The sequence below is a fragment of the Pseudomonas sp. Irchel 3A7 genome (genome assembly GCF_900187565.1).
Lineage (GTDB): Bacteria > Pseudomonadota > Gammaproteobacteria > Pseudomonadales > Pseudomonadaceae > Aquipseudomonas.
The window spans coordinates 134,987-154,531 of record NZ_FYED01000009.1; the positions used below are offsets into that span (position 1 = coordinate 134,987).

Below are 19,545 nucleotides of genomic sequence, written 5' to 3' on the forward strand. Positions count from 1 at the left end.
GGGATCTCCTGCGGGCACGGTTTTACTGGCTTGAAGATTTCCCTGTGGCGAGGGGATTCATCCCCGTTGGGCTGCGTAGCAGCCCCAGCATTCCTTCAGGTATACCGAGTTGTCTGGTATTGCGACTGCTGCGCAGCCGAACGGGGATGAATCCCCTCGCCACAAGGATCAGTGTTTCTCAAAAAAACGACTCACTCAGCAGGTCAACATGACACCAACGCTGCTCGAACTCGAAGACGAATTCACCCACCTCACCCTTGCCCCTGAACTCGGCGCGAGCATCGTCAACTGGACCGTACTCGGCACCGGCCAGCCCTTGTTGCGTCACGCCGATGCGCAGGCATTGAACACCGGCCTGCCCGGCAAACTCGGTTGTTTTCCCCTGGTGCCCTGGTCCAACCGCATTGCCGAAGGCGGCTTCGACTGCCCCGATGGCTGGCTGGCGCTGACACCCAACAGCATCACCGATCCGCTGCCGATCCACGGCAGTGCCTGGCAGCAACCGTGGCAAGTGGTTTCCCGATCAGCGAACGAAGTGATCCTGCAACTCGACAGCAGCACGCCCTTCGCCTACCGCGCCCGGCAACGATTCGAGCTGAGCGCAGGTCGCTTGAGCATCGAGTTGCACGTCACCCACCTGGCCGAACGTGCCGCATGGCACGGGCTCGGTCTGCACCCCTACTTTCCACGTACGACAAACACTCGCCTGATGGCCCCGGCCGAACAGGTCTGGTTGTGCGATGCGTCCAAACTGCCGACACAGCTCGCTGCGTTACCCGCCGATTGGGATTTCCGGCAACCCAAGGCCTTGCCCGAGACAGTGGTCGACAACGGCTTTTGCCAATGGAGTAGTCACTGCCTGATCCAGCAGCCTGACCTGGGTCATGAACTGGAGTGCCAGGCCACAGGCGGCGATTACTACCTGCTTTACTGCCCGGCTGGCCTGGATTTTTTCTGTCTCGAACCGGTGAGCCACCCGGTCAACGCGCACCACCTGCCCGGCCGGCCGGGCTTGCGCTTGCTGGAGCAAGGTCAAACCTCGACGCTGGGCTTCAAGCTGCAGTACCGGGCGCTTTAAGCCGGCGCTCCCAACAACTGACTCAACACCGCACGCAACTTGCCGGGCTTGACCGGTTTGTTCAGCAGCGGTGCGTCGAGCCGTTGCAGCGAGCGCCGGCACTGGTCGGTGCGGTCGGCGGTGATGATCACCGCCGGGATAGGCCGGTGGAAATGCTCGCGCAAATGGCGCACCACATCACAGCCAACCACCGCGTGATCGAGGTGATAGTCCGCCAGAATCAGTTCCGGCGCCCGTCCCTCAAGGGCCGCCAGCGCCGAGGCTTCATCGGTGGCCGTGACCACGTCGCACCCCCACTGCCCGAGCAACGCGCCCATGCTCTCCAGGATGCTCACTTCATTGTCCAGCACCAGCAATCGCCGGCCCGGCAACGGGTTACCGGTCCCCGGCTGGGGCGCCGCCTGGCTGATCGGCAAGGGGATTTCATGGGAAAGCGGCACCTCGATGCTGAACATCGAACCGCGCCCCGGCAGCGAATGCACGCCGATTTTATAGCCGAGGATCTTGGCGATGCGTTCGACGATGGCCAGTCCCAAGCCCACACCTTTACGGTCGGCGGCACGGCCGACATCCAGCTGATTGAATTCAAGGAAGATCGAGTCCAGCCGGTCGGCGGCGATCCCACGCCCGGTGTCCCACACCTCCAGGCGCAGATAATCGCCCCGGCGCCGGGCGGCGAGCAGGATGCTGCCTTCCTCGGTGTAGCGGCAGGCATTGCTGAGGAAGTTGCGCAGGATGCGCGTCATCAGGCGCAGGTCGGTGCTGATGGCGTAATCGCCCATGTGCACCCGCAGATTCAATCCCTCCGCCTGGGCCACCGACTGGAACTCCGACACCAGCGGCCCGAGCAATTCATCCAGGCGGTAAGGCGCGATGTCCGGCTTGACCGCTGACTGATCGAGCCGGGAAATGTCCAACAGATCGGTGAGCAGGTCTTCGGCGCCTTCCAGGGCTTGGTGAGTGCGTTCGACCAGCACCTGCTCGACGTCCGGCAACTTGCGCTCGCGCAAGGTCGAGATCAGCAAGCGCGCGGCGTTCAGCGGTTGCAGCAGGTCATGACTGGCGGCGGCGAGGTATTTGTCCTTGCTGCGATTGGCCGCTTCGGCGGCATCACGGGCGTCGCGCAGGGCCTGGGCGATCTGTTTACGCTGGGTGATCTGCTGCTGCAGGTTGCGGTTGGCTTCGAGCAGTTCATCGGTGCGCGCAGTGACGCGCAGCTCCAGTTCGTCATTGAGTTGTTGCAGGCGCTGCTGGGCCTGTTTGCGCTCGGTGATATCGGCGACAAAACCTTCCACCAGGCCTTCCTGGCCGGGCTTGAGCAACAAGTTCATCAGCACATCGAGGTGGCTGCCGTCCTTGCGGCGCAAGCGCGTTTCGTAACCGTGCAGGCTGTGTTGGCGCCTGAGGACTTCACCGATGGTTTCCAATTCCTGCACGCCACCGGCAAACAGGTTGCTGGCCAGGTCGTTCAGGGAAAACAGCACCTCCTGCGGGTCCTGATAACCGAGCATGCGCGCCAGCGCCGGGTTGGCGGCCCGCATGCCATCTTGCAGGCTGGCCTGGAAAATCCCGTGGACCGCGTTTTCGAACAGCCATTTGTAGCGGTTGCGTTCGGCTTCCAGTTCATCCAGGCGCGCGGCCAGTTCCGGGTAATGGCTCTTGCGGGCCGAGTGGCTGCCCAGTCCCAGCAGCCCGGCCAGGGCCCGTTGTTGTTCGTCAGAGGGCTTCGCCATAGACGACCTCGACATCACGCTGACTGGACTCGCGCGGGTTGGTCAGGATGCACGGGTCATGCATCGCGTGTTGCGACAGGAACGGAATGTCCGACGTGCTGACCCCATGCAAGCCAAGGGTTTCATGGAAGCCAATGGCGTGTTTGAGGGCAATCAGGTGTTCGACCAGTCGCCCGCAGATCTGCCGCTGATTCAAACCCCGGCAATCGATGCCAAAGGTCTCGGCGATAACCTTGAAACGCTCCGGCGCCGAACTGTAGTTGAACGCCACGACGTGCTCCACCAGCACCGCGTTGCACAGGCCATGGGGCAAATCGAGGAAACCGCCCAGGCTGTGGGACATCGCATGCACCGCGCCAAGGATCGCGTTGGAAAACGCCAGCCCGGCCTGCATGCTGCCCAGCATGATTTTTTCGCGCAGGGCGATGTCCGTCGGGTTGGCGATCATCTGCACCAGATGGCCGTTGATCAGGCGCATCGCCTCCAGTGCATGGGGATCGGTCAGCGGCCCGTGACCGGTGGAAACGAAGGCTTCGATGGCGTGCACCAAGGCATCGATGCCGGTACAGGCGGACAGGAACGGGTCCATGCTCAGGGTGGTTTCCGGGTCGATCAGCGACACGTCCGGCACCACCGCCTTGCTGACGATGGAGAACTTCATGCGTTCTTGCTGATTGGAAATGATCACGAATTGCGAAACGTCGGCCGAGGTGCCGGCGGTGGTCGGTATCAGGATCAGCGGCGGGCTGGGCACCCGGACGGTGTCCACCCCTTCAAATTCGAGGATGCTGCGACCGTGGGCGACGACAATACCGATGCCTTTGCCGCAATCCATCGGGCTGCCGCCGCCGACGGCGACGATCACATCACAGTGGTTTTCCCGGTACAGCTCGGCGCCGAGCATGACCTCTTCGACCCGCGGGTTGGGCGAGACGGCGCTGTAAAGGCAATATTCGATGCCCAGCGCTTGCAGGCTGGCTTCGACATCGGCGACCCAACCGGCGGCAATCACCCCCGGATCGCTGACAACCAACACCTTGCGCGCGCCAAAGGTCTTGGCGTAATTGCCGACGTTGTGCCGGCAGCCGGCACCGAAGATGATTTCAGGCGAGACGAATTTACGCAGCTGACTGAGACTCTGGCTCATTGGAAAGCCTGTTTTTTATTGTTTTGGAAGGTAAAGCCACACTAACGCATCCGGCTGCGAATGCAATCAGACCAAGGTCATCTGCCCGGATCCTCCTGACGCTGAAAATCCCTGTGGGAGCGAGCCTGCTCGCGAAAGCGGTGGGTCAGTCTCCCACGATATTGAATGTGACGGCCTCTTCGCGAGCAGGCTCGCTCTCACAAGGTGATCGGCGCTCCATTTATCCGCGGTAGATCAGCCGCGACGCCTTCTCATTGCGCAACGTCAGGTGCTCCATGCCCTGCCCCGGCGCTTCGGCTTCCTCCCGTGCCTTGAGAATGACGCCATGGTGCGGCGACTTGCTGCACACCGGGTCGGCATTGTCGGCATCACCGGTCAGCATGAAGGCCTGGCAGCGGCAGCCTCCCAGATCCTTGTGTTTTTCATCGCAGGAACGGCACGGCTCCTTCATCCAGGCATCGCCACGGAATCGGTTGAAACCGAAGGAATCGTTCCAGATGTGCTCGATACTCTGTTCGCGCACGTTGGGAAACTGCACCGGCAATTGCCGGGCGCTGTGACACGGCAACGCCGTGCCGTCGGGGGTGATGTCGAGAAACAGGTTGGCCCATCCGTTCATGCACGTCTTGGGGCGTTCCTCGTAGTAATCCGGGGTGACGAAGATCAACTTGCACGGATGGCCTTGCGCCTCAAGTCGCTCGCGGTACTCGTTAGTGATGCGCTCGGCACGCTGCAACTGCTCGCGGGTCGGTAACAGGCCGACGCGGTTGAGCTCGGCCCAGCCATAGAACTGACAGGTGGCCAGTTCGACGAAATCCGCTTCCAGATCCAGGCACAGCTCAATGATCTGCGCGATCCGGTCGATGTTGTGCCGATGGGTGACGAAGTTCAGCACCATCGGATAGCCCTGGGCTTTCACCGCCCGGGCCATGGCGAGCTTTTGGGCGAAGGCCTTGCGCGAGCCGGCCAGCATGTTATTCACCGCTTCGTCGGCGGCCTGGAAACTGATCTGGATATGGTCCAGCCCGGCGACCTTGAAGTCGCGTACCTTCTGCTCGGTCAGGCCGATCCCCGAGGTGATCAGGTTGGTGTAGTAACCCATGTCCCGCGCGGCCTTGATCAACTGCGCCAGATCCTGACGCACCAGTGGCTCGCCACCGGAGAATCCCAGTTGCGCGGCGCCCATGTCCCGTGCTTCGCGGAACACGCGAATCCATTCTTCGGTGTTCAATTCCTCGCCGTGGCGGGCAAAGTCCAGTGGGTTGGAGCAATACGGGCATTGCAGCGGGCAGCGATAGGTCAACTCCGCCAGCAACCACAGCGGCGGCCCCGGCTGCCCCGGCGGCGCATCACTCGATCCAGAACTGCGCATGGGCCACCTCCAGAAACGCCAGCACATCCTCGTCGATCCCCGGTACGCCCGGGAAATCCGCCGTCAGCCGATCAATGATCGCTGCGACGCTGCGCTCACCATCCAGCAGATTGAGAATCTGCCCGGCGCTGGCGTTGAGCTTGATCATGCCTTCGGGGTACAGCAGCACATGGCAGTCCTGGCGCGGCTCCCATTGCAGGCGAAACCCCCGGCGCAACGACGGTGACTGCTCGCGGTCGATCAGGCTCACAGGGCAATCCCCCGATGCCAGACGTGGTCGCGGGTGACGGTGTGATACGGCGGGCGTTGCAGTTCATAGGCCATGCTCATGGCATCGAGCATGCCCCACAGCACATCCAGCTTGAATTGCAGAATCTGCAACATGCGTTGTTGGGCCTCGAGGGTGACGTAATGCGCGAGGGTGATGCGCAAGCCGTGTTCGACATCGCGCCGGGCCTGGCTCAGCCGCGCGCGGAAGTAGTCGTAGCCGGCGACGTCGATCCACGGGTAATGGCTGGGCCAGGCGTCGAGCCGCGATTGATGGATCTGCGGCGCGAACAGTTCGGTCAGCGAGCTGCTGGCCGCTTCCTGCCAACAGGCACGACGGGCGAAATTGACGTAGGCGTCCACGGCGAAACGTACACCCGGCAGGACCAGTTCCTGCGACAGGACCTGCTCGCGATCCAGCCCCACCGCTTCGCCCAGGCGCAACCAGGCTTCGATGCCGCCTTCGCTGCCGGGCACGCCGTCGTGATCGAGGATGCGTTGCAGCCATTCGCGGCGCACTTCCCGGTCGGGGCAATTGGCGAGGATCGCGGCGTCCTTGAGCGGGATGTTGATCTGGTAATAGAAGCGATTGGCGACCCAGCCCTGGATCTGCTCGCGGGTGGCGCGGCCTTCGTACATCGCCACGTGGTAGGGGTGGTGGATGTGGTAGTAGGCGCCTTTGGCGCGCAGGGCGGCTTCGAATTCGGTGGGGGTCATTGCTGTATCGGTCATTACGATCTCCTGGAGGCTTTGCGGTGTCTGGTCTGGCCCCTTCGCGAGCAGGCTCGCTCCCACAGTGGATTGCGGTGCCCTTGTGGGAGCGAGCCTGCTCGCGAAGGCGTCAGTCGCTACAGCACAATATCCATGCCGTCGTAAGCCACTTCGATCCCCCGCCGCTCCAGCAGCGCCCGTTCGGCCGAGTCTTCGTCGAGGATCGGATTGGTGTTGTTGATGTGAATCAGCACCTTGCGCTGGCGGGGAAAACCTTCCAACAGTTCAAGCATGCCGCCGGGCCCGCTCTGGGCCAGATGGCCCATTTCGCTGCCAAGGCTCTGCCCGACTTCGCAAACGCGCATCTCGTCGTCGCGCCACAGGGTGCCATCCAGCAGCAGGCAATCGGCGCGCTGCAGCCAGCCCAGCACTTCGTCGTCGACTTGCCCCAACCCTGGCGCGTAGAACAATGAAGCGCCGCTGCGCAGGTCTTCAATGAACAAGCCAATGGTGTCCCCCGGTTGCGGGTTGCCACGATGGGGCGAATACGGTGGTGCATTGCTGACCAGTGGAATCGCGTGAAACCTCAGGTGCTCGCAGGCACCGATACTGAACGGCTCACGATCCAGACCTATGGGCTGCCACTGCAACCCGCCATTCCAGTGACTGAGCATGGGGAACAGCGGGAAGCCACTGCTGAGGTCCTGATGAACCCGTTGGGTACACCACACGTCATGCGGGCAGCCTTCGCGCAGGCTCAGCAGACCGGTGCAGTGATCGATCTGGCTGTCCAGCAGCACCACGCCGGCGATGGCGGTATCGCGTAACCGACGCGCCGGTTGCAGCGGCGCAAAACTCTCGAATTGCGCGCGGATGTCCGGTGAAGCATTGCACAGCACCCAGTCCACTCCGTTGTCGCTCAGGGCGATCGATGACTGCGTACGTCGCTGCGCGCGCAGGCTGCCATTGCGCACGCCGGCGCATTGGCGGCAATTGCAGTTCCACTGCGGAAAACCACCACCGGCGGCGGAACCCAGAACGCGGATGTGCATGAGCAATGCTCCAGAAGGCAGGCCCGGCCAACGCAATGGCTGGCCGGGTGAATAATCAACGGTTGGCGAAATACATCGTCACTTCGAAGCCAATGCGCAGATCGTTAAACGCGGGTTTAGTCCACATGGGTCATTCCTCTTCTTGTGCCGGGCGATTCCGGTAGCACCATTAATGCACGGGGCGCAGGACACCCGAATGCTACTTTCGAAGGAGGTTTGGGGGTGCGTTGGTAGGGGGTGGCGAACACACAAAACCACTGTGGGAGCGAGCCTGCTCGCGAAGAGGCCAGTACATTCAACATTGATGCTGGATGTCAGGCCGCATTCGCGAGCAGGCTCGCTCCCACAATGGAGATGTGGTGTTTTCAGGAAGTCAGAAGAACCCGAGCGGATTGATGTCGTAGCTCACCAGCAGGTTTTTGGTCTGCTGATAATGGTCGAGCATCATCTTGTGGTTTTCCCGGCCGACACCGGACTTCTTGTAGCCACCGAACGCAGCATGCGCCGGGTACAGGTGGTAGCAGTTGGTCCACACCCGCCCGGCCTTGATCGCGCGGCCCATGCGATAGGCGCGGTTGATGTCGCGGGTCCACAGGCCGGCGCCCAGGCCGAACTCGGTGTCGTTGGCGATGGCCAGGGCTTCGGCTTCGTCCTTGAAGGTGGTGACACCCACCACCGGGCCGAAGATTTCTTCCTGGAACACGCGCATTTTGTTGGTGCCCTTGAGCAGCGTCGGCTGGATGTAGTAGCCGCTGGACAGGTCGCCCTCCAGACGCTCGGCCGCGCCGCCGGTGAGCAACTGGGCGCCCTCCTCCTGGGCGATGTTCAGGTAGGAGAGGATCTTGTCGTACTGCTGCTGCGACGCCTGGGCGCCGACCATGGTCTCGGTGTCCAGCGGGTTGCCGCGCTTGATCTTGACGATTTTCTTCATGACTTGGGCCATGAACGGTTCGTAGATCGATTCCTGCACCAGCGCCCGGGATGGGCACGTGCAGACTTCGCCCTGGTTGAAAAACGCCAGCACCAGGCCTTCGGCGGCTTTTTCGATGAACGCGGGTTCGGCGTTCATGATGTCTTCGAAGAAGATGTTCGGCGACTTGCCGCCCAACTCCACGGTGGACGGAATGATGTTCTCGGCGGCGCAATGCAGGATGTGCGCACCCACCGGGGTCGAGCCGGTGAAGGCAATTTTGGCGATGCGCTTGCTGGTGGCCAGCGCCTCGCCGGCTTCACGACCGAAACCCTGGACAATGTTCAGCACGCCCGCTGGCAGCAAATCGGCGATCAGTTCGGCAAAAACCATGATCGACAACGGCGTCTGCTCCGCCGGCTTGAGCACGATGCAGTTACCCGCGGCCAGGGCTGGCGCGAGTTTCCAGGCGGCCATCAGCAGCGGGAAGTTCCACGGAATGATCTGTCCGACCACGCCCAATGGCTCATGGAAGTGATAGGCAGTGGTCAGTTCGTTGATCTCGGCAGCACCACCTTCCTGGGCGCGAATGCAGCCGGCGAAGTAACGGAAATGGTCGGCCGCCAGCGGTACGTCAGCGTTGAGGGTTTCACGCACGGCCTTGCCGTTGTCCCAGGTTTCGGTGACGGCGAGGATTTCCAGGTTCTGCTCGATACGGTCAGCGATTTTCAGCAGCACCAGGGAGCGGTCCTGGGCCGAGGTCTTGCCCCAGGCATCAGCGGCGGCATGCGCGGCGTCGAGGGCCTTGTCGATGTCGGCGGCGCTCGAGCGTGGGAATTCGGCGATCACTTCACCGTTGACCGGCGAGGTATTGGTGAAGTACTCGCCATTGACCGGCGCGACGAATTCGCCGCCGATGAAGTTGCCGTAGCGGGGCTTGAAGGAAACGACGGCGCCGGGTGTTCCGGGTTGGGCGTAGATCATGATGAACCTCTGTCTGGGTCGATGCCTGTACAGGCGATGAACCGATACTAGAGAGCCCCGCGCGCCGGACGAATGCATCGTTGGCAGGAGGGGCTCTCGTTATTTGGTCGTAGGTTTCACTCCAATCCCTCTCCTGTGGGAGCGAGCCTGCTCGCGAAGGCGACGTGTCAGGTACAACTTTGCTGAATGACACACCGCTATCGCGAGCAGGCTCGCTCCCACAAGGGGTCAGGTGGTGGGTCCGGGGTCAGTGCCTGGCCACCAGATCCTTGGGCAGTTTGAAGGTCCAGAGCATGCCGCCCTGATTGAAGTCCTTCACCCGCTTGGCCACTTCGCCGCCCCACAGCGGTACGGCGCCGCCCCAGCCGGAGAGCACCGAGACGTACTGCTCGCCGTCCATTTCCCAGGTCACGGGCGAGCCGAGTACGCCCGAGCCGGTCTGGAATTCCCAGACCTTTTCGCCGGTCTTGGCATTGAACGCCTGCAGGAAGCCTTCCGGCGTGCCGGTGAACACCAGGTTGCCCTTGGTGGTCAGCACCCCGCCCCACAGCGGCGCGAAGTTCTTGTGGCGCCAGACTTCCTTGCCGGTTTTCGGGTCGATGGCCCGCAGCACGCCGATGTAGTCTTCGTTCAACGGCTTGATGGTGAACCCGGCGCCGAGGAACGCCGCGCCTTTCTTGTAGGCGATGCCCTCGTTCCAGATGTCCATGCCCCACTCGTTGGACGGCACGTAGAACAGTCCGGTGTCCTTGTTGTAGGCCATCGGCATCCAGTTTTTCGCACCGAGGAACGCCGGCGCGACGAACACCGAACTGCCTTTAGCCTCCGAACCCGGCGCGCCGGGGCGGCCGGCTTCGTTGTAGATCGGCCGGCCGTTCTTATCCAGGCCGGTGGCCCAGGTGATCTTGTCGACAAACGGGAAGCCACGGATGAATTTACCGTTGGTGCGGTCCAGCACGTAGAAGAAACCGTTACGGTCGGCAGTGGCCGCCGCTTTGATTTCCTTGCCGCCTTCGCTGTAGTTGAACGACACCAGTTCGTTCACGCCGTCATAGTCCCAGCCGTCGTGAGGCGTGCTCTGGAAATGCCACTTGATGGTGCCGTCGTCCGGGTTGAGTGCCAGGCGCGACGACGAATAGAGGTTGTCGCCCGGCCGCAGGTGCGAGTTCCAGGGTGCCGGGTTACCGGTGCCGAACAGCAACAGATTGGTTTCCGGGTCGTAATAACCGCCAAGCCACGGTGCCGCGCCCCCGGTCTTCCACAGGTCGCCCGGCCAGCTCTTGCCTGCCTCGCCGCCGGAAATGCCGTTTTCCACGGCTTTGCCGTCCTTGTAGACGTAGCCCATATGGCCTTCGACCGTTGGACGGCTCCAGAGCAAATTACCGTTTTTCGGGTCGTAGGCTTCGATCTTGCCCACCACCCCGAACTCGCCACCGGCCACGCCGGTAATCAGCTTGCCGTTGATCACCAGGGGCGCGGCGCTGATCGAGTAGCCTTCCTTGTGGTCGGCGACTTTCTTGCTCCAGACCACTTTGCCGGTGTCCTTGTTCAGCGCCACCAGCTTGGCGTCGAGGGTGCCGAAGATCACCAGGTCGCCGTACAACGCGACGCCCCGGTTGATCACGTCGCAGCAAGGACGAATGTCGTCCGGCAGGCGCGCATCGTACTGCCAGAGCTTCTTGCCGGTGCGCGCATCCACCGCGAAAACCCGGGAGTAGGAACCGGTCATGTACATCACGCCGTCCTTGACCATCGGTTGCGCTTGCTGGCCGCGCTGCTTTTCGCCACCGAAGGAAAACGCCCACGCCGGTCGCAGTTCCTTGACGTTGTCGACGTTGAGAATATCCAGTGGGCTGTAGCGCTGACCCTGGACGCCCAGGCCATTGGTGACGACCTGTTCCGGGTTCTTGGGGTCCTGAAGAATGTCCTCGTCGGAAACCCCGGCCAATGCCTGGCCGGACAACAGCATGGCACTGAGCAACAGGCTCAAGACGAAGGGCTGGCGACGTGCGGGTTGAGTCATGACGGCTTCCTCTGCGGATTGTTGTTATTTCCGGGAAATTTTCCCGGTCTGGAGCAGATTCTTGGGCGCCGCCGCCCTGACAACAATTGGCCGCAATGTGGAGATTTCTAGTTCCTTGGTACAGGTTCGGAAGGAATGGACAACTGCCCCCTGTGGGAGCGAGCCTGCTCGCGAAGGCGTCGTGTCAGCTGCAACTTTGCTGAATGACACACCGCTTTCGCGAGCAGGCTCGCTCCCACAGGGGATGGGGGTGAGTCAGTTGTTTGCATTGGAATCCACCCGCGTCATCCGGGCGCGCTCATAGCGTGGGTACAAATGACTGACGCTGCGAATCAGCTCATAGCGACTCAGGCTGATCCCGGCGAATCGCTCGGGGGTGGGGCTGCGGATCATTTCGGCCATGTCGCTGCCATGGGCCGCGCCCTCGCGCATCAACTGGTCGAGCCAGTTCAGGTAATCGCGCATTTGCGCAAAGGGTCCGGCATCGCGGGCGACCGGTCCATGGCCGGGCACGATCTGCGTCCAGGGCAACCCCTGCAGGGTCGCGATGTCGGCCAGCCACACCGACAGCCCCGGGCTGTTGGGCGTGGTCAGTGCCCGTTGATAAAACACCAGGTCCCCGGCAAACAGCACGCCGGTTTGCTGGTCGAGAATAGCCAGATCCGCACCGGTATGCCCACCCAGACTTAGCAGGCGCAGATCATGATTCCCAAAACTTTCCACGCCAGGGGTCAGCGTAAGGTTCGGCAGCACCACCTCGGTGCCGCGCATCCAGTCCCCCACCAGCCGGTACATGTTCTCGGCCATGGCATCGCCTTGCTTGTGCAGCAGTTCGGTGGTGCCGGCCAGTGCACCAATCGGCACATCGGCAAACGCCTGGTTGCCCAATACATGGTCGGGGTGATGATGGGTCAGCAGGACCCGGATCACCGGTTTGTCGGTGGTGGCGGCAATGGCCCGGCGCATGGCCTCGCCATAGCGCCTGGACGGGCCGCTATCAATCACCACGACGCCACGCTCGGTGACGATGAACGCGGTGTTGACGATGTTGCCGCCATTGTCCCTGGCGAAATTATCGGTGCTACCTTCCAGCAGCCAGGTGTCCTCGGCGATCTGCCTGGGCTTGAGCGAATATTCGAGATCGGCCATGACCGGCAAACACAGGCCGATCAACAACAGCAGCATCCAGCGCATGACAGGTTCCTTCAGGTCAGGGTATGGCCGCATCGAATTGATTGCCGCTGTTATCGCGCAACAACAGCCGCGTCTGCCCTGCCCCTTCGATATCGAACGCCAGGCTGGGGTTTTCGCTGACGGCGGGGAACAGTTCAAGGCGCGCCAGCAGTCGATCATGCTGATTACGCAGCTCAGCCTGATTGATGAAAAACTCCGGGATGCCACTGACCATGCCGTTGTCCATCGGATGCGCCACCTGCAGGCGCAGGCGACTGAAATCCTCGCGCGGATACCGGCCGCCCATCACTTCACCGATATGCTCTTCCCAACCGGCCTGGGTACGTACCACGCTCGGCGCGGTGCAGCCGCCACCGGCCGCATCAATCAGGGTCGAACCGACATGCCACAGGCCGTCACGGGTCAACACCGCCGCACGCAGGGGCGTGGCCTGCTCGACGCGGATGCGGATCGACAGCCAGGGCAACACATCAGCCAGCGGCTCGAAATCGACGATTTTCGGCAAGGGGTTGAGTTCGGCCCAGGCGAGGATTTTCACGACATCGCCCTTGAACGCCCTGGCATCGATTTCCAGCGGCACCTGTCGCGCGTCCTCGGCAAATGGCGGCGCCAACAGCTTGACCCGCTCATCGAACACAAACGGCGCATCGCCGAGCATTTGCTTGTGATAGAAGCTCCACATCACCGATGGCAGCGGGTCTTTACCGGGATCGACGGCGGCGGCATGGGCCGCCACGCTCAAACAGCAGGCCAACAGACAACGCCTTTGCCATTTCATCGCCTGCTCCTATTGGTACATCTCGGGCACGTCGTAACGCAGGCCGTAATGGTCGTAGAGGGTTTTCGCCGAACCGTCGCGGATCAGGCTCTCCAGCGCCTCTTCCACGGCATAGGCCAATTGGCGGTTGCTTTCGTGTACCGCCATGCCGATCTCCCAGAGCTGCTTGCCCATGTTCGGGTAGGCGTTCTGCGCCAGGGCCCATTGTGGATCGGCTGCTTCATGCACCTGCCAGTCAATTTCGCCGCGCATGGCCATGACCGCGTCGACCTCACCGGCCTTCATCGCAGCGAACGCCTGGGGCACGCCCGGATAGTGGCGGGTCTTGCCAGCGAGCATGCCGTTGAACACCGAGGTCAGGTAGAACGAGGGCACGCTGTCGACTTCGACGCCGATCGGGTGCTGCTCGAACACTGCGACGCTGGCGACCTTGTCCAGTCGGCGGCGGTCGTAGGCGACTTGCCATTGCTCATTCTGGTACGGCCCGAACATCACCACATGGCCGTTCTCCAGCTCGCCGAATTCGTTGCGCTTTTGCGCGTAGTCGCGGTCGTAAGGCACGCGCATCATCAGGTCGGCCAGTTGCTGATTGTGCAACGGGCTGCTGCGCCAGATGTAATCGCGCAGATCGTCGTCAAGCTTCTCGCCGGCAGGCACCCAGATCAGCGTCAGGCGCACGCCCAACGCCTTGGCCAAAGCCTGGGCGAGTTCCACGTCAACGCCACGGGGCTGACCGGACTGTTCAAAACTGTAGGGGGCAAAATCCTTGTAGACCGCCACCTTCAACTCGCCAGCGGCGATCATTTCGTCATAGTTGCGAACCTGCGCCTGCACCGACTGGCAGCACAGCCACACAGCGCTGATCAACACCGCGAGCAGGCGCATGGGTCACTCCTCGACGCGGACGCTGTCCAGATAGGTGCGCACCGCCCACAGGGCTTCCTGACTCAGGTAGTCGGCCATTTTCGGCATGTATACCCGACCGTCACGCACCGCGCCATGGCGCACCCGCTCCACGAACCACTCATCGCCCGACTCACCGGCGTCGAGCATGCGCAAATCCGGGGCGATCCCGCCCGACTTGGCTTCCAGGCCATGACAGGCCGCGCAGTTCTGGTTGTAGGCCGACGCACCGATCTCCACTGCCTTGTCGTGCTCCGGGGCCGTGCGATAAGGGTTCACGGCGGCCCAGCCATCGGCGTCCAGTTGCACCCCGGCCTCCTTGATCGGGGTCAGGCCCTGAGTGGCGACGGCCTGCGGCACCACATTGCCATGGGCCCAGACGGAACCCGCACTGATGAAACCGGCCAACAGCCCGGTGGCGAGCAAGGCGTTGCGTTTTGTTGTCATTGTTATGCCCTCAGGATTGCACGCAAAACCTCTTGGCAGAGGCTATGGCAGCCATCTTAGAAACCCCGGGACCATGGCCCCATGCTGCTTTGGTGGCCGCCGTCTAATCCCTTGGTAGTAAGGCGTTGGACGGACTTCCAAATCAGGTGGTCCATGGGAAGTTTTCCCGGCAATGGCGGGACTTTTTCCGTATCCGTCGCACGCCCGGCGCTCCACCCTGTGCAGGTCAAAACCTCCACTGGGAACTGCAACCATGACAATAAGATCGCTACCCGCCCTTTCCCCCTTGAGCCTCGCCATGCAGGCTTTTCTGCTGGTCGGCAGCCTGTCCCTGAGCGCGGCCGGTTACGCCGAAACCGCACCGGCCACCACCGGCAAGGTGAGCTGGGAAGATATCGCCAACGATCACCTGACCACCAAGGACGTGCTGCAGTACGGCATGGGCACCAACGCCCAGCGCTGGAGCCCGTTGGCCCAGGTCAACGACCAGAACGTGTTCAAGCTGACCCCGGCCTGGTCCTATTCGTTTGGCGACGAGAAACAGCGCGGCCAGGAATCCCAGGCCATCGTCAGCGACGGCGTGGTGTACGTCACCGGTTCGTATTCGCGGGTATTCGCCCTGGATGCCAAGACCGGCAAGCGCCTGTGGACCTACAACCACCGCCTGCCGGACAACATTCGGCCCTGCTGCGACGTGGTCAACCGTGGCGCGGCGATCTTCGGCGACAAGATCTACTTCGGCACCCTCGATGCACGACTGATCGCCCTGGACAAAAACACCGGTAAAGTGGTGTGGAACAAGAAATTCGGCGACCACGCCGCCGGCTACACCATGACCGGCGCGCCGGTGCTGATCAAGGACAAGACCAGCGGCAAGGTGCTGCTGATCCATGGCAGTTCCGGCGATGAGTTCGGTGTGGTCGGGCAGCTCTTCGCCCGCGATCCGGACACTGGCGAAGAAGTCTGGATGCGACCTTTCGTCGAAGGCCACATGGGACGCTTGAACGGTAAGGACAGTACGCCGACCGGCGACGTCAAGGCGCCGTCGTGGCCGAACGATCCGACTACCGAAACCGGCAAGGTCGAGGCTTGGAGCCATGGCGGCGGCGCCCCTTGGCAGAGCGCCAGTTTCGATGCCGAAACCAACACGATCATTGTCGGTGCCGGCAACCCCGGCCCCTGGAACACTTGGGCGCGCACCTCCAAGGACGGCAACCCACGTGATTACGACAGCCTCTATACCTCGGGCCAGGTCGGCGTCGACCCGAGTACCGGCGAGGTGAAATGGTTCTACCAGCACACGCCGAACGATGCCTGGGACTTCTCCGGCAACAACGAGTTGGTGCTGTTCGACTACAAGGACAAGGACGGAAAAACGGTCAAGGCCACCGGCCATGCCGACCGCAACGGTTTCTTCTACGTGGTCGACCGCGACAACGGCAAATTGCAGAACGCCTTCCCCTTCGTCGACAACATCACCTGGGCCAGCCACATCGACCTCAAGACCGGGCGTCCGGTGGAAAACGAGGGCCAGCGTCCGGCCAAGCCGCTGCCGGGGGAAACCAAGGGCAAACCGGTGGAAGTCTCGCCCCCGTTCCTCGGCGGCAAGAATTGGAACCCCATGGCCTACAGCCAGGACACCGGGCTGTTCTACATTCCGGGCAACCAGTGGAAAGAGGAATACTGGACTGAAGAGGTCAGCTACAAGAAAGGCTCGGCCTATCTGGGCATGGGTTTTCGCATCAAGCGCATGTACGACGATCACGTCGGCACCCTGCGGGCGATGAACCCGACCACCGGCAAAGTGGTCTGGGAGCACAAGGAACACCTGCCGTTGTGGGCCGGTGTACTGGCGACCAAGGGCAACCTGGTGTTCACCGGTACCGGTGACGGTTTCTTCAAGGCCTTCGATGCGAAAACCGGCAAGGAGCTGTGGAAGTTCCAGACCGGCAGCGGCATCGTCTCGCCACCGATCACTTGGGAACAGGATGGCGAGCAGTACATCGGCGTGACCGTCGGCTACGGCGGCGCGGTGCCGTTGTGGGGCGGCGACATGGCCGAGCTGACCAAACCGGTGGCTCAGGGCGGGTCGTTCTGGGTGTTCAAGATCCCGAGCTGGGATAACAAGACAGCGCAGAAGTAATCCACCCCACCCCTCTCTGTGGGAGCGAGCCTGCTCGCGAAGGACTCGAGACCGCCGTGGTGCACCAGACACCCCGCGTCATCGTTGACGACCATCGCGAGCGGGCTCGCTCCCACAAGGGAACCCGGAGATTTGCCATGAACTATCTGCCTCTACTTCTTCTATTGAGCGTTACCACGGCGTACGCCCAAGACACCCCACTGATCATCAACGGCTGCACCATCGCTGAACACAGCCAATGCCCCGGCGCCGATCTCAAGGGCGCCAACCTGAGCAACCAGGACTTGCGCCACATGAACCTCAGCGGCGCCGACCTGCGCGAGGCCGACCTGCGTCATGCCCGCCTCGACCTGGCCAACCTGGAAAAGGCCCGGCTGCAAGGCGCCAACCTGACCCGCGCCAGCCTGCAACAAAGCAACGCGCGACTGGCTGATTTCACCTCAGCCAATCTGATGGCGATCCAGGGCTGGGGAATGTTCGCCCAGGGTGCGCAATTCGAGAATGCCAACCTCAGCGCCGCCTACCTGCAATTCGCCCGCCTCTCCGGGGCCAGGCTGCACCACACCAACCTGCGCGCCGCCGACCTGGAAATGACCTGGCTGAGCAAGGCCGACCTCAAGGACGCCGACCTCAGCGACGCCAACCTGCAAGAAGCCAAGCTGGGCGAAAGCAACCTGGCCCACGCCAACCTGAGCGGCTCGCGTCAGCATTATGCGAATTTCCAGGATGCGAACATGGAGGGCTGCACGGGGTGCCCGACGACGTGGGACAGGTGATTTTCAAAACAACACTCGGGCCCCTGTGGGAGCGAGCCTGCTCGCGAAGGCGGTGTGTCTGGCGACATCAATGTTGAATGTACCGCCCTCTTCGCGAGCAGGCTCGCTCCCACAGTTCTCTACCCTGCGTCACCCCGCCTTGCGCACCACCCCCATATCAATCCCCAGATGCACCAGTTCGGCATGGGAACTGACCTGCAGTTTGCTCTTGAGCAATGTCAGGTGATTGGACACGGTCTTGCTGCTGATGCTCAACTGTTCGGCAATTTGCCGCGCCGGGGTGCCTTTGGCGAGCATCACGAAAATCTCCAGTTCGCGCTGGGTCATGCTCTGCAGGCGCGGGTCGCTGGCGTCCTGTTGCGGATGGCAGGCCAGTTGAGTGGCCAGCGGCTGTTCGATGTAGGCATGGCCGGCGAGGACGCGGCGCACGGCCTCGATCAACACCTGCGGCGCCGAGCTTTTGGTCAGGTAACCCGACGCCCCGGCGTCCAGTGCCTGACGCACCAAAGGCAATTCATCGTGCATGCTGAAAAACAGCACCCGCAGTTGCGGCAGGCGTTGGCGCAGTCGTCGGGTGGTTTCCAGGCCACTGATGCCCGGCAAGCCGAAATCCATGATCACCAGATGCGGCACGCTTTCCTGGACCCGGATCAACGCCTCTTCACCGGTCGCCGCTTCACGGACTTCCATCGCCGGCAACACGGCGCGTAACAGGCTGGCGTAGCCCTGGCGGACTACCGCGTGGTCATCGACCAGCAGAATATTCATGAAGCCTCCAAAGGCATGCGCAAGGTCAGCGCCCATCCGGCGCCGGGGTAGCTGATGATGCGCAGGTCACCGCCCAGGCTGCGGGCGCGTTCGCGCATCGAATGCAGGCCGACGCCGGGGCGCCGGGATGGCGCGGCACCACGACCGTTATCGCGCACCAGCAGACGCAAGTGCGCACCGTGGTGTTGCAGACGAACCCGCACCTGACTGGCGTCGGCATGGCGGGCGATGTTGGTCAGGGCTTCCTGCAGCAGGCGGTACAGATGGGTCTTGTCCGCTGCCGACAGCGACGGTAACTGCGCACTGATCCGCAACTGACAATCGATGCCCTGGCGGCCCTGCCATTGCTCCACCAGCAAGGCGAAAGCGTCGGCCAGCGGCAAGTGCTGCAACACCACCGGATAGAGGTTGTGCACCAGCGCACGAAAGCCTTGTTGCAGATGCTCGCAGTTGTGTTCCAGCTCCCGTACCGTGCGTTCGACGGTCTCCGGTCGATCCGCCACCAGGCGCAACAGGCAAGCCTGGGCACGAATGCCGGCCAGGTACTGGCCGAGATCGTCGTGCAGGGTCTGGGCCAGCTGCGTGCGCTCCTGCTCCTGCACCGCCAACAGCGCCCGGGTCAGCCTGGCATTATCGGTACCGGCCTGTTCCAGTGCAGCGGTCATTCGGTTGAAATGCGCGGCCAGTTGCCGCGTCTCCGGTCCGCCCTGCGGACGCAAGCGCACCTTGAGCCGGCCAGCCGAAACCTGCTGCAACGCCCGCAGCAGTTCTTCGAGCAAACCCATGCCCCGTCGCACGGCCCAGCGGATCGTCAACAGACTGACCATCAGCGCCAGCGCACACAGGCTCAACAGTTGCTGCAGGGAATCCCGGACTTCATCGATTTCATCGCGCGGGTCCACGGCAATCTGCACCCGTCGGCCATCCGCCAGCGCCACCAGCCTTGCGCCATGAGGAACTTGCGCGAACAGCAGGCGCCCGAGCCAGGCATCGAGTCCGTCTTGCACCGGTAGCTGTGGCTGTTCATCCGGCGCCAGCCAGCGTACGCGCACATGGCGCAGGCTGGCGGTCAGTCGTGGTTGCAGGGTGACCGGGTCACGCCCGGCGGTTTCGCTCAGGTACTCGACCACCGCTTCGGCCGATTGCAGTTCACGCTCCACATCCTCCAACGCCTGATGCATCAGCAACAGCATGCACGCCAGGGTGACCAGGGTGAAAAAACCGCAGACCCACAGATTGATCCGCCACAGGGCTGACAT

General features: G+C 62.5%; 18 protein-coding genes. 3 read left to right on the top strand and 15 right to left on the bottom strand.

The window, feature by feature from the left end:
• Window positions 1-208 precede the first annotated feature (208 nt).
• A complete protein-coding gene (locus CKW21_RS16495; RefSeq protein ID WP_095195016.1) occupies window positions 209-1,078 on the top strand; it encodes an aldose 1-epimerase in 870 nt (289 codons plus the stop codon).
• Here CKW21_RS16495 and CKW21_RS16500 read toward each other — a convergent pair.
• From CKW21_RS16500 to pedF, 13 genes are all read right to left on the bottom strand, one after another.
• On the bottom strand, window positions 1,075-2,811 hold the full coding sequence (locus tag CKW21_RS16500) for a NahK/ErcS family hybrid sensor histidine kinase/response regulator (RefSeq protein WP_095195017.1): 1,737 nt from the start codon (window positions 2,809-2,811) through the stop codon (window positions 1,075-1,077). The genes CKW21_RS16495 and CKW21_RS16500 overlap by 4 nt on opposite strands.
• Complete coding sequence (ercA, locus tag CKW21_RS16505) at window positions 2,795-3,958, bottom strand: alcohol dehydrogenase-like regulatory protein ErcA (RefSeq protein ID WP_095195018.1); 1,164 nt, start codon at window positions 3,956-3,958, stop codon at window positions 2,795-2,797. The genes CKW21_RS16500 and ercA overlap by 17 nt, the downstream gene beginning before the upstream one ends.
• 220 nt (window positions 3,959-4,178) lie before the next feature.
• Window positions 4,179-5,330 (bottom strand): pyrroloquinoline quinone biosynthesis protein PqqE, encoded by a 1,152-nt coding sequence (gene pqqE / locus CKW21_RS16510; RefSeq protein WP_095195019.1) that lies wholly within the window; start codon window positions 5,328-5,330, stop codon window positions 4,179-4,181.
• Entirely contained in the window at window positions 5,308-5,580 is a 273-nt protein-coding gene (pqqD, locus tag CKW21_RS16515; RefSeq protein WP_095195020.1) for a pyrroloquinoline quinone biosynthesis peptide chaperone PqqD, read from the bottom strand. Before pqqD ends, pqqE begins: the two co-directional genes overlap by 23 nt.
• The gene (gene pqqC / locus CKW21_RS16520; RefSeq protein WP_095195021.1) at window positions 5,577-6,329 is read right to left on the bottom strand and encodes a pyrroloquinoline-quinone synthase PqqC; all 753 of its coding nucleotides are present in this window, start codon (window positions 6,327-6,329) and stop codon (window positions 5,577-5,579) included. Before pqqC ends, pqqD begins: the two co-directional genes overlap by 4 nt.
• A gap of 116 nt (window positions 6,330-6,445) precedes the next feature.
• A complete protein-coding gene (gene pqqB / locus CKW21_RS16525; protein WP_095195022.1) occupies window positions 6,446-7,360 on the bottom strand; it encodes a pyrroloquinoline quinone biosynthesis protein PqqB in 915 nt (304 codons plus the stop codon).
• 55 nt (window positions 7,361-7,415) lie between these two features.
• Window positions 7,416-7,487: a pyrroloquinoline quinone precursor peptide PqqA gene (pqqA, locus tag CKW21_RS16530; RefSeq protein ID WP_095195123.1), complete on the bottom strand. Its 72-nt coding sequence runs from the start codon at window positions 7,485-7,487 to the stop codon at window positions 7,416-7,418.
• A 246-nt stretch (window positions 7,488-7,733) separates the two neighbouring features.
• On the bottom strand, window positions 7,734-9,254 hold the full coding sequence (locus CKW21_RS16535; RefSeq protein ID WP_095195023.1) for an aldehyde dehydrogenase family protein: 1,521 nt from the start codon (window positions 9,252-9,254) through the stop codon (window positions 7,734-7,736).
• A 247-nt stretch (window positions 9,255-9,501) separates the two neighbouring features.
• Window positions 9,502-11,277 carry a PQQ-dependent methanol/ethanol family dehydrogenase gene (locus CKW21_RS16540; RefSeq protein ID WP_095195024.1) on the bottom strand — a complete coding sequence of 592 codons (1,776 nt, stop codon included), beginning with the start codon at window positions 11,275-11,277 and terminating at the stop codon, window positions 9,502-9,504.
• 255 nt (window positions 11,278-11,532) lie between these two features.
• Window positions 11,533-12,471, bottom strand: coding sequence for a quinoprotein relay system zinc metallohydrolase 1 (locus tag CKW21_RS16545; protein ID WP_095195025.1), 939 nt, complete (start codon window positions 12,469-12,471; stop codon window positions 11,533-11,535).
• Between the two features lie 16 nt (window positions 12,472-12,487).
• On the bottom strand, window positions 12,488-13,249 hold the full coding sequence (locus CKW21_RS16550; protein WP_095195026.1) for a quinoprotein dehydrogenase-associated SoxYZ-like carrier: 762 nt from the start codon (window positions 13,247-13,249) through the stop codon (window positions 12,488-12,490).
• A 9-nt stretch (window positions 13,250-13,258) separates the two neighbouring features.
• Entirely contained in the window at window positions 13,259-14,134 is an 876-nt protein-coding gene (locus CKW21_RS16555) for an ABC transporter substrate-binding protein (RefSeq protein ID WP_095195027.1), read from the bottom strand.
• 3 nt (window positions 14,135-14,137) lie between these two features.
• Window positions 14,138-14,599 carry a cytochrome c-550 PedF gene (pedF, locus tag CKW21_RS16560; protein ID WP_095195028.1) on the bottom strand — a complete coding sequence of 154 codons (462 nt, stop codon included), beginning with the start codon at window positions 14,597-14,599 and terminating at the stop codon, window positions 14,138-14,140.
• Between the two features lie 253 nt (window positions 14,600-14,852).
• Here pedF and exaA point away from each other — a divergent pair, with 253 nt between their 5' ends.
• Both exaA and CKW21_RS16570 read left to right on the top strand, forming a co-directional pair.
• Window positions 14,853-16,742 carry a quinoprotein ethanol dehydrogenase gene (gene exaA / locus CKW21_RS16565; RefSeq protein WP_095195029.1) on the top strand — a complete coding sequence of 630 codons (1,890 nt, stop codon included), beginning with the start codon at window positions 14,853-14,855 and terminating at the stop codon, window positions 16,740-16,742.
• A gap of 137 nt (window positions 16,743-16,879) precedes the next feature.
• A complete protein-coding gene (locus CKW21_RS16570) occupies window positions 16,880-17,518 on the top strand; it encodes a pentapeptide repeat-containing protein (protein ID WP_095195030.1) in 639 nt (212 codons plus the stop codon).
• A 129-nt stretch (window positions 17,519-17,647) separates the two neighbouring features.
• Here CKW21_RS16570 and CKW21_RS16575 read toward each other — a convergent pair whose 3' ends face one another.
• Both CKW21_RS16575 and CKW21_RS16580 read right to left on the bottom strand, forming a co-directional pair.
• Window positions 17,648-18,286 carry a response regulator transcription factor gene (locus tag CKW21_RS16575; protein ID WP_095195031.1) on the bottom strand — a complete coding sequence of 213 codons (639 nt, stop codon included), beginning with the start codon at window positions 18,284-18,286 and terminating at the stop codon, window positions 17,648-17,650.
• Window positions 18,283-19,545 (bottom strand): histidine kinase, encoded by a 1,263-nt coding sequence (locus CKW21_RS16580; RefSeq protein ID WP_095195032.1) that lies wholly within the window; start codon window positions 19,543-19,545, stop codon window positions 18,283-18,285. The genes CKW21_RS16575 and CKW21_RS16580 overlap by 4 nt, the downstream gene beginning before the upstream one ends.